We start from the raw sequence: 8,014 nt of genomic DNA on the forward strand, positions 1-8,014 counted from the left end.
CGGCGGACCCGAGGGGCCGCCCCTATGCTTAAGCGAGCCGCCGCGCATGCCTCGGCGTGCGCACCGCCTTCGTCCTCCTCAAGATCCTCCCTCAGCACGAGACGGAGGTCCTGAAGATCGTGCAGTCGGTCCCCCAGGTGGAGGAGGTGCACGGCATCTTCGGCGAGTACGACCTCCTCGTGAAGGTCGTCGCGCAGGACGACGACGAGCTCGAGGAGATCGTCATCGGGCGCATCCGCGGCCACGTGGGCGTGCGCCACACGGAGACGCTCCTCTCGACGCCCTTCTGAGGCGCCCTCCCCCGGGCGCCGTCCGCATCGTCTCCAAACGCATTTAAACGAGCCGCGGAATCCCACGACCCGGACTGGGGTCGCGCGATGGTGAAGGAAGCCGAACGGGAATTCCGCCCCGTGGAACTCGAAGCCCGCGTGAGCGCGCACTGGAAGGCCGTGAAGGCCTACGAGAAGACGCGCAGGCACCGCGCCCGCGGCAAGCGCTGGTACTTCATCGACGGACCCCCGTACGCGACGGGCCACATCCACCTCGGGACGGCCCGCAACAAGTTCCTGAAGGACCTGCAGGTCCGCTTCATGTCGATGCGCGGCTTCGCGGTGCGCGACCAGCCCGGCTTCGACATGCACGGTCTCCCGATCGAGGTCAAGGTCGAGAAGGAGCTCGGCATTGCGAACAAGAAGGACATCGAGGCGTACGGCGTCGAGCGCTTCGTCGAAGCCTGCCGCGCGTGGGCGACGAAGAACAAGGACGTCATGACGGAGGAGTTCAAGGAGCTCGCCGTCTGGATGGACTGGGACCGCCCGTACATGACGATCACGAACGGGTACATCGAGGGCGCGTGGTGGGCCCTCGCCGAGGCCTCGAAGCGCGGGCTCCTCTTCGAGAGCGAGCGCGTGCTCACGTGGTGCTGGCGCTGCGAGAGCGCGCTCGCGAACGCGGAGATCGAGTACGCGGACCGCGAGGACCCGAGCGTCTTCGTGAAGTTCCCGCTGCGCGGCCGCGCGGACGAGTCCCTCGTCGTCTGGACGACGACGCCGTGGACGCTTCCCGCGAACGTCGCCGTCGCCGCGCACCCGGACCTTTCGTACGCGAAGGCGCGCGTCACGCGCCCGGACGGCAAGGTCGAGTTCCTGCACGTGGTGTCGTCCCAGGCGGAGACCGTCGCGCGCCTCGGCCGCTACACGGCGATGGAGATCGTCGCGACGCACCCCGGCAAGGACCTCGAGGGGCTCTACTACGACCATCCGTTCGCAAGCGAGGTCCCGCGCCACGCGGAAGCGACGGGGTGGAACAACCGCGTCATCCTCGCCCCCCATGTCACGGGCGACCGCACGGGCCTCGTGCACACCGCGACGGGCCACGGCGTCGAGGACTTCGAGGCCGGCAAGAAGTACGGCATCGGGGTCTTCTCGCCCGTGGGTCCCGACGGCCGCTACACGGCGGAAGCCGGGGTCTTCGCCGGCCTCGCGGTGAAGGACCGCGCGGCGGGCGCGCGCGATTCCGAGGCCGACACGGCCGTGATCGAGCGGCTCCGAGCGCGCGGGCTCCTCCTGCACCTCGCGCACGAGAAGCACGCGTACGGCGAGTGCTGGCGTTGCCACAACCCGCAGATCTTCCGCGCGACGCGCCAGTGGTTCATCGATGTCCGCAAGATCCAGCCGAAGATGATCCGCGAGGTCGAGCGCGTCGACTGGACGCCCGAATGGGCGGGTTCCGCGCGGCAGATGGACTGGGTGAAGAACGCGCGCGACTGGTGCATCTCGCGCCAGCGCTACTGGGGCATCCCGCTTCCCGTCTGGAAGTGCGACACCTGCCACGAGGTCCGGGTCGTGGGATCCTCGAAGGAGCTCGCGAAGGCCGCGAAGGGCTACAAGCGGAACATGGATTTCCACCGGCCCTGGATCGACAAGGTCACGATCCCCTGCAAGGCGTGCCGCGGCACGATGAAGCGCGTCGAGGACGTCCTCGACGTGTGGTTCGACTCGGCCGTCGCGGCCTGGGCCGAGCTCGACTTCCCCGGCTCGAAAACCGAATTCGAGAAGTGGTTCCCCTGCGACTGGATCTGCGAGGGCCTCGACCAGACGCGCGGCTGGTTCTACAGCCAGCTCGGCGCGGGCGTCGCCTCGATGGGCAAGGTCCCCTACCGGCAGGTCGTCATGCACGGGTGGGTCAACGACGAGCAGGGCCGCCCGATGTCGAAGAGCCTCGGCAACATCATCCAGCCGAAGACCCTCGCGGAGAGGTACGGTGCGGACGCGCTCCGATTCAGCCTTCTCTCCTCCGGCGCGCCGTGGGACGACCTGAGCTTCGGCATGGAGAGCGCGAAGAACGTCTCGCGCTCCTTCAACATCCTCTGGAACGTGCACGTCTTCGCGACGCGCTACATGGCGCTCGACCGGTTCGATCCCGCGAAGGCCGCGAAGTCGAAGCCGAAGCTCCGGCTCGAGGACCGCTGGATCCTCTCGCGCCTCCAGGGCGTCGTCGCGACCGCGACCGAGGCCATCGGCAAGGCCGAGGTCCACCGCGCGGCGCGCGAGATCGAGCGCTTCGCCGTCGACGACCTTTCGCGCTGGTACGTGCGCCTCGTGCGCGACCGCGCCTGGGCCGAGGCGGAGGATCCCGACAAGCTCGCCGCCTACCTCACGCTCCACGAGACCCTCCTCACGGTCGCGAAGCTTCTCGCGCCGTTCGCGCCGCACCTCGCGGAAGCCATCTACCAGGATTTCGACGGCCGCCACGCGACCGTGCACATGGAGGACTGGCCCGTCCCCGACCGCAGGCGGATCGACCGCGCGCTCGATATGGACATGGCCCGCGTGCGCTCGCTCGTCGAGGCGTCCTCGAACGCGCGCCAGAAGGCGAACATGAAGCTGCGCTGGCCGGTCGCGAAGATCACCGTCTCGGGCGATGCCGCGACGGGCCGCGCCGTGAAGCGGCTCGAGCCGCTCCTCCTCGACCAGGCGAACGCGAAGGCGGTCGAGTTCGTGGGCCAGGACTGGGAGGGCCTCGTCCTCACCGCCGAACCGGCGCGCACCGTGCTCGGTCCGCTCTACAAGGCCGACGCGCCCGCCGTGATGGACGCGATCCGCGCGATGAAGCCGCGCGACCTCGCCTCGGCGCTCGAGAAGGGCCCGATGGAGGTCGCGGCCGGCGGCCGCGCGTTCACGATCCCGAAGGACGCGGTCAAGTTCTCGACCACGCTTCCCGACCACGTGCTCGGCGCCTCGTTCGAGGGCGGGAACGTCTACCTCGACACGCACGTCACGGACGAGATCAAGGGCGAAGGCTACGCGCGCGAGCTCGTCCGTCGCGTCCAGGAGATGCGCAAGGAGCTCGCGCTCGCGGTCGACGCGCGGATCGACGTCGAGGCCGACGTGCGCGACGCCGAATTCCGCCGCCTCGTCGAGGGCCGCCTCGCGGACGTCGCGGGCGAGGTCCGCGCGGAGCGCTTCGCGCTCTCCGAGGCCCCGACGGGCGCCTCGGTCAGGACGTGGGACGTCGAGGGCGTCCAGGTCGAGATCGCCGTGACGCCGCGCGAGGCGCCGAAGCCCGCGCGCGCGAGGAAGGCGAAGCGGCCCGCGGCGAAGCCGCGCGCGAAGGCGACGAAGGCGAAGGCGCCCGCGCGCAAGGCGAAGAAGGCCCGGCGGCGCTGAAGCGACGCGGCGAGGAAGCCCCTAGCGGCGCTTCCACGACTCGACCGTGTCGACGAACGCCGCGTGGAGCCGCAGGTCGTCCGTGAGCTCCGGGTGGAACGCGAGCGCCCAGCGGTTGCCTTCGCGCGCCGCGACGATCGGGGCCCGCCCGACGCCCGGGAGGGCCTCCGCGAGCGGAAGCGTCGCAAGCGGCTTGCACGCGCCCCAGGTGCGCAGGATCGCGGGCGCCCGGATGAAGACGGCGTGGAACGGCCCGACGCCCGCGACGTCGAGGTCGGCCTCGAAGCTCTCGCGCTGCCGGCCGAAGGCGTTGCGGTTCGTCGCCATGTCCATGACGCCCAGGAGCTTCGTCTCGGTCTCCTCGACCTGCTTGTCGCCCTCGCGGGCGAGGAGGATGAGGCCCGCGCAGGTCCCGAACACGGGGAAGTCCTCGTCGAGGATGCGCCCGAGGAGGAGGTCGTGCAGGTCGAAGGCGCGAAGGAGCTTCGAGATCGTGGTGCTCTCGCCGCCGGGAAGCGCGAGGCCGTCAACCTTGGCGAGGTCGTCGCGCGAACGCAGGGCGAAGGCGCGGCCGCCGCCCGCGCGGTCGGCGAGGACGCGGTTGAAGGCCTCCACGTGCTCCGAGACCGCCCCTTGCAGGCCCAGGACGCCGATGTTCACGCGCGCCCATTGCGCCCCCCCGGGATAAGCTTGTCACCGCCCCCGTCAGGATGACGATTTTCCCGCGGGCCACGCCGTGGCGGACACAACGTATATCCCCACCGAAATCTCTCGGAAGCGCCGGGAGGAGAGAACCTTTGCAGACCCGCACGTGTTCGCGCTGCCGCCAGACGAAGACCATCCGCGGCGTCTGGTACCTCCTCACGCGCGAAAGCGGTCCCGGCACGCTCTTCGTGTGCGAGACCTGCTTCCGCCTGCGCGCCCCGGCCGACGTCGCGATCCAGCAGGCTTGATGACCCCTCGCGGCGCTCGCGCCGCGTGGCCTCCCTCGCCGTCGACGCCCTCGGCGTCATCGGGCTCGTCGCGCTCCTCGGCGCCTTCATCGCGAACACCGCGGGCAAGCTCGCCGCGACCTCCGACCGCTACCTCCTCCTCAACATCCTCGGAAGCGGCATCCTCACCGTCTACAGCGTCCTCATCGCCGCGTGGGTCTTCTTCCCCCTCGAGCTCGTCTGGACCGCCGTCGCCGCGTGGCAGCTCTACCGCAAGCGCGTGCGGCCCGTCGCCGGCGTCGTCTGACATGGACGCTCTGAAGCTCGCGGTTCCGGGCGTACGGTTGCCGGGACCGGGCGCCGGGTCCCGGGAGCCGGGCGTCGGGACCGGGACCGGGATCCGGGTGCCGGGACCGGGATTCGGGCGCCGGACGTCGGGACCGGGCGTCGGGACCGGGTCCGGGACCGGGACCGCAGCGGGTGTTCGCGCCCGGGTTCAGAAGGTTGACCGTCGCGAGAGGCGGCCCACGCGCGCCCCCACACGCGCACGCGAAAGGCCGAAACACTCGCACCGTTCGAGAAAGAAACGCGGGTCTCGGCGGGGGTCCAGGGGCGGAGCCCCTGGTCCACGGGAGGAGTCCAGAGGAGGGGGCGGATAGCCCCCTCCTCTGGCACGGAGTCGCATGGGCCCGCAGGCCCATGCGACGGAGTGCCCGCTGTAAAGCCCCGAACCCGTCGCGCCCCCGCAGGGGCGCGACTGGCCAGGCCCTCACCAACCGCGGTTCGCGAGCTGCTCGTTCGCGGGGATCGTGTCGATGCTCACGCCGCGCATGGCGTCGCCGAGGCCCTTCGAGACCTCCGCGATGACCTTCGGGTCGTCGTAGTGGGTGGTCGCCTCGACGATGGCCTTCGCGCGGGCCGCGGGGTCGCTGCTCTTGAAGATGCCCGACCCGACGAATACGCCGTCGTTGCCGAGCTGCATCATGAGGGCCGCGTCGGCGGGCGTGGCGATGCCGCCCGCCGCGAAGTCGACGACGGGGAGGCGGTTCTTCGCCTTGATCTCGAGGAGGACCTCGGTGAGGCCCTTCACGACCTCGTCGACGGTGAGGTCCGCGAAGAGGATCTCCTTGCCCGCGAGGGACTCCTGGATGCCCTGCTGCGCGCGGACCGCGCCGGGGAGGTTGTGGTAGCTTGCCGCGTACTGGCGCGCTACGTGGTGGATCTCGTTCGAGCCCATCGACTGGAGCGCCCCGATCGCGCGCTGGATCGTGCGGCGGTGGCGGACGGCCTCGACCACGTTGCCCGTGCCGGCCTCGCCCTTCGTGCGGATCATCGCGACGCCCTCGAAGATGCGGCGCACGGCCTCGCCGAGGTCGCGCGCGCCGCAGACGAAGGGCACCGTGAAGTCCTTCTTGTAGATGTGGTAGTAGGGGTCCGCGGGCGTGAGCACCTCGCTCTCGTCGATCATGTCGACGCCGAGCGACTGGAGGACCTGCGCCTCGACGAAGTGGCCGATCCTGGCCTTCGCCATGACGGGGATCGTGACCGCGTCGATGATCTCCGTGATCACCTTCGGGTTCGACATGCGCGCGACGCCGCCCTGCGCGCGGATGTCGGACGGGACGCGCTCGAGCGCCATGACGGCGACGGCGCCCGCCTCCTCGGCGATCGCCGCCTGCTCCGCGTTCGTGACGTCCATGACGACGCCGCCCTTCTGCATCCGCGCGAAGCCGCGCTTGACGAGCGTCGTGCCGTGGCGGAGATCGTCGAGGTGGACGGTGCGGGTCATGGCGTTTCCCAGCTTTTGTGAAACCCGGAACGCTATTTGAAGCATTCCCCGGCCCAGAAGGGTCGGGACCGCGGAATCGCGATCGGCGCGCCGCCCGCGAGGCGGCGTCGCGCGTCGGCCGGGGCCGGGGACGCCGAGGGTCCTCGACGAGGCGGCGCGCTCTCGCGACAGGCTTTAGCCCGCCGGGTCGGATGCCCGGACGTGATCCGCGCCGTCCTCTTCGACCTCGTCGGCACGCTCCTCGACGAAGGGTCGGACTACGACGCGCTCGACGCCGTCATGGCGCGCGTCATCGAGCGGTTCGGGTTCGCGGAGAAGCCGGGCGACCTTTCCGGCGCGTTCGCGGTCGCGCTCATGGACCGCATCGCGGCGGAGCCGCACCTTGCGGAGCCGGCCGCGTTCCAGAGCTTCGAGTCCGCCGCGAAGGACATCTTCGCGGACCTCGTCCGCGCGCGCGGGTTCGTGCCCGCAAGCTCGGACGTGGCGTGGTTCTGGGACGCCTACGTCGAGCTCCAGCGCCAGATCTGGAGGCTCTATCCGGACGCGCGCAAGGCCCTCAAGGCCGCGAAGGCGCTCGGCCTCCACGTCGGCGTCGTGACCGATGCGGACCGCTACCTCGCGACCGAGATCTTCCCCGTCCTTGCGCTCGAGGGCACCGTGGACGCGGTCACCACCGCCGAGGAGGCGGGATACGTGAAGCCGCACCCCGCGATCTTCCGCGTCGCCCTCGCGAAGGCCGGGGTCGCGCCCGAGGAGGCCGTGTTCGTGGGCGACTCGTTCGAGCGCGACATCGAGGGCGCGCGCGCCGCGGGCATCGCGCGCGTCGTGCTCGTGGACCGCCACGGCGCGCGCACCGTGGACGTCGAGCACCGGGTGAAAGACCTCGCGAAGCTCGGCCGCCACCTCGAGCGCCTCGCGAAGCGCGAGGGCGGCGTCAGCGGTCCTTCCACGTGACGTCGGTCCAGGACTTCGCGACGTCCTCCATCGGACGATCGAGGAACTTCGCGCGAAGCGCCCCCTCGACGTCCACGCCCGCGAGGTTCGCGATCGCAAGCGCCATGAAGGCCACGTCCACCGCCTCCTTCCCCGCGTGCGCGAGGTCGCCCTTGCGCGCCGCCTCCGCGACCTCGCCCGTCTCCTCCGCGAGCACCATCGCGAGGAAACCCACACCCATCTCCCGGTCCCCCGCAAGCGTCCGCTCCGCCACCGCCCGCTGGATCGCCGACAGCTCCATGCCCCGCCGAAGCCCGCGCCGCGGCATCAGCCTGGCGGGGCCGCTCCGCGTGACGAACGTCGGGAACCGTGACCGGGTCCCGGGAGTCGGGACCGGGATTCGGGTCCGGGTCCGGGCGTCGGGACCAGGCGCCGGGAATCGGGACCGGGATTCGGGTCCGGGCGTCGGGCGTCGGGACCGGGCGCCGGGCCTCGGGACCGGGCGCCGGGTGTCGGGTCCGGGCGTCGGGTACCGGGACCGGGACCGGGACCGGGACCGGGACCGGGACCGCAGCCAGTGTTCGCGCTCGGGTTTGCGCGTTTAGCCAGCTCAGGGGGCAGCCACGCGCGTCCCCGCACGGCTCACGCGAAAGGGGGCTGTGAATCGGGCACCGTTCGGGAAAGAAACGCGG

8 protein-coding genes are annotated in these 8,014 nt (G+C 71.0%); 5 read left to right on the forward strand and 3 right to left on the reverse strand.

All coding sequences use genetic code 11. The features are described from left to right. Positions 1-56 precede the first annotated feature (56 nt). Both VM889_05910 and ileS read left to right on the forward strand, forming a co-directional pair. Positions 57-290 carry an Lrp/AsnC ligand binding domain-containing protein gene (locus tag VM889_05910; GenBank protein HVL48072.1) on the forward strand — a complete coding sequence of 78 codons (234 nt, stop codon included), beginning with the start codon at positions 57-59 and terminating at the stop codon, positions 288-290. A gap of 87 nt (positions 291-377) precedes the next feature. Beyond that, positions 378-3,668, forward strand: coding sequence for an isoleucine--tRNA ligase (gene ileS / locus VM889_05915; GenBank protein ID HVL48073.1), 3,291 nt, complete (start codon positions 378-380; stop codon positions 3,666-3,668). A 21-nt stretch (positions 3,669-3,689) separates the two neighbouring features. On the opposite strand, the gene pdxT is transcribed toward ileS, so the two are convergent. Further along, positions 3,690-4,328: a pyridoxal 5'-phosphate synthase glutaminase subunit PdxT gene (gene pdxT, locus VM889_05920; protein ID HVL48074.1), complete on the reverse strand. Its 639-nt coding sequence runs from the start codon at positions 4,326-4,328 to the stop codon at positions 3,690-3,692. Positions 4,329-4,465: 137 nt separating this feature from the next. On the opposite strand from pdxT, the gene VM889_05925 reads away from it, so the two are divergent. Further along, the gene (locus VM889_05925; protein HVL48075.1) at positions 4,466-4,621 is read left to right on the forward strand and encodes a hypothetical protein; all 156 of its coding nucleotides are present in this window, start codon (positions 4,466-4,468) and stop codon (positions 4,619-4,621) included. Positions 4,622-4,646: 25 nt separating this feature from the next. Then, a complete protein-coding gene (locus VM889_05930; GenBank protein ID HVL48076.1) occupies positions 4,647-4,907 on the forward strand; it encodes a hypothetical protein in 261 nt (86 codons plus the stop codon). Between the two features lie 462 nt (positions 4,908-5,369). Here the strand turns inward: VM889_05930 and pdxS are convergent, their stop codons facing one another. Next, positions 5,370-6,389, reverse strand: a complete 1,020-nt coding sequence (gene pdxS, locus VM889_05935) for a pyridoxal 5'-phosphate synthase lyase subunit PdxS (protein ID HVL48077.1) — start codon at positions 6,387-6,389, stop codon at positions 5,370-5,372. Positions 6,390-6,590: 201 nt separating this feature from the next. Here pdxS and VM889_05940 point away from each other — a divergent pair, with 201 nt between their 5' ends. After that, entirely contained in the window at positions 6,591-7,343 is a 753-nt protein-coding gene (locus VM889_05940; GenBank protein ID HVL48078.1) for an HAD-IA family hydrolase, read from the forward strand. Here VM889_05940 and VM889_05945 read toward each other — a convergent pair. Next, positions 7,324-7,623, reverse strand: a complete 300-nt coding sequence (locus VM889_05945) for a MazG nucleotide pyrophosphohydrolase domain-containing protein (GenBank protein ID HVL48079.1) — start codon at positions 7,621-7,623, stop codon at positions 7,324-7,326. The genes VM889_05940 and VM889_05945 overlap by 20 nt on opposite strands. Positions 7,624-8,014 lie beyond the last annotated feature (391 nt).

The organism is Candidatus Thermoplasmatota archaeon (assembly GCA_035540375.1).
Lineage (GTDB): Archaea > Thermoplasmatota > SW-10-69-26 > JACQPN01 > JAJPHT01 > DATLGO01.

Bases quoted from the DNA above. Each gene is read 5' to 3' on its own strand.
- ileS (HVL48073.1), top strand. From the start codon at position 378: ATGGTGAAGGAAGCCGAACGGGAATTCCGCCCCGTGGAACTCGAAGCC.
- pdxS (HVL48077.1), bottom strand. From the start codon at position 6,389: ATGACCCGCACCGTCCACCTCGACGATCTCCGCCACGGCACGACGCTC.
- VM889_05945 (HVL48079.1), bottom strand. From the start codon at position 7,623: ATGGAGCTGTCGGCGATCCAGCGGGCGGTGGCGGAGCGGACGCTTGCG.